The sequence below is a fragment of the Bradyrhizobium sp. Leo170 genome, assembly GCF_004296405.1.
GTDB lineage: Bacteria > Pseudomonadota > Alphaproteobacteria > Rhizobiales > Xanthobacteraceae > Bradyrhizobium.
In genome coordinates this window covers 1-1,614 of record NZ_PSRR01000685.1, presented here as the reverse complement: position 1 = coordinate 1,614, position 1,614 = coordinate 1, and the positions used below count along the sequence as shown (strand labels likewise).

2 protein-coding genes are annotated in these 1,614 nt (G+C 70.2%); both read left to right on the top strand.

All coding sequences use genetic code 11. From position 1 onward, the window contains the following. Nucleotides 1-871, top strand: an 871-nt coding sequence (locus tag CWO89_RS43985) for a peptidyl-prolyl cis-trans isomerase (RefSeq protein ID WP_130584355.1), incomplete at its 5' end; no start/stop codon positions are given. A gap of 7 nt (nt 872-878) precedes the next feature. Continuing rightward, a partial coding sequence (locus CWO89_RS43980; RefSeq protein ID WP_207234709.1) for a hypothetical protein occupies nt 879-1,614 on the top strand: 736 nt, incomplete at its 3' end.

Here is a 1,614-nt window from a genome sequence, read left to right as displayed (position 1 = left end):
CGCAGCGGCGGCCGTGACGCAGGGCGCGGCACCGGCCAAGTCCGGTGATGACGTGATCGCCCGGGTCGGCACCACCAACATCTCGGCCGACCAGATCCGGGCCTATGTCGCCGCGCTCGGGCCGCGCGAGCGCGCCGCGTTCGGGCAGGATCCCAGCCTGCTCAGCCAGGCGGTGCGATTGATGCTCGCCAACCGCCTGGTGCTGCAGGAGGTCGCAGCCAAGAAGTGGGACCAACAGGCGGCCATCGCCGAGCAGCTCGACCGGGTGCGCGAGAGCGCGGTCGCCGAACTCTATCTGCAGCAGGTCTCGACCCCGCCGGCCAGCTTCCCGAGCGAGGACGACCTGCAGAAGGTCTATGACGCCAACCGGGCCTCGTTCCTGATGCCGCGGCAGTTCGAGCTGGCGCAGATTTTCGTGCCGCTGGCCAAGGACGCCGACAAGGCGACCGAGGACAAGGCGAAGAAGGCGGTCGAGGAGCTGCAGCGCAAGCTGAAGGCGCCTGGCGCCGACTTTGCCGCGCTCGCCAACGAGACCAACGAGACCAAGAATGGCGGCGAGCTCGGCTGGCTGGCGGAGACCCAGATCCGGCCCGAAATCCGCACCCAGGTCATGGCGCTCGCCAAGAATGCGATCGCCGAGCCGATCAAGCTCGACGACGGCTGGCACATCATCAAGCTCACCGACACCAAGGCCTCCTACACCCGGACCTTGCCGGAGGTGCGCGAAGTGCTGGTCCAGCAGATGCGCAGCGAGCGCGCGGCGATGCTGCGGCGCGCCTACCTCGCCGAACTGTTGAAGCAGAATCCGCCCGTCATCAACGAGCTCGCGCTGTCGGGCCTGCTCGGCGGCCCGACCCCGGCGGCAAGGTAACCGCGCGATGGCCGCCGTGCCGCCCATCGCCGAACCGGCGCCGGACTGGATGCTGACCGCCGGCGAGCTTCAGGCGCTGCTCGGGATCTGCGGCTATCGCGGCGCCGTGCTCGCGACCTGGCGGCGGCATGTGCTGCCGGCCGGGTGCCGGGTCTCGCTGCAGTTCGGCGATCAGCTCGCGCGCGATGGCGACGGCCTGACCCGTGTGGGGATCCGCTGCAGCCTGGAGCTCAACGGCCCTGACGCGCGGATCGGCGAGGTGACCTATTGGCAGATCCGCAAGGTGGTGCCGGCCACGGTCGATGGGCATCGCGTCCAGTTCGAACTCGAAACCGATCTGTTGCTCGGCAGCATGATCCGGTTTGACGATGTGCTGACGCAGGGGGCGGAGATGCTGCGCCATCTGCGGCTGTTGATCGCGGATGCGCGGCTGACGCTGGCGCATCTGCCTGTCAACGACCGGCTTGGCGAGGACGCCCGTGCGCCGGTGCTGCGGATCGAGGCCCGCTTCGCCGCCGACCTGGCCGCCGGACGCTCCGGTCTTGTGGTCCCCGATCCGCAAGACCCCGGCGGACCAGCCGCCGCGCCGTTCCGCACCACGACGCGCCATGTCGGCCTCGGCCTCGCCGCCTGCGATTGCCTGACCGACCAGGTGCTGCCCGACCTGACACAGGCCGCGCGCGCCCTGATCGCGCAGCAGCGCTCGACCCGCGCCCCTGGGACGGCGCAATGGCCATCCCAGG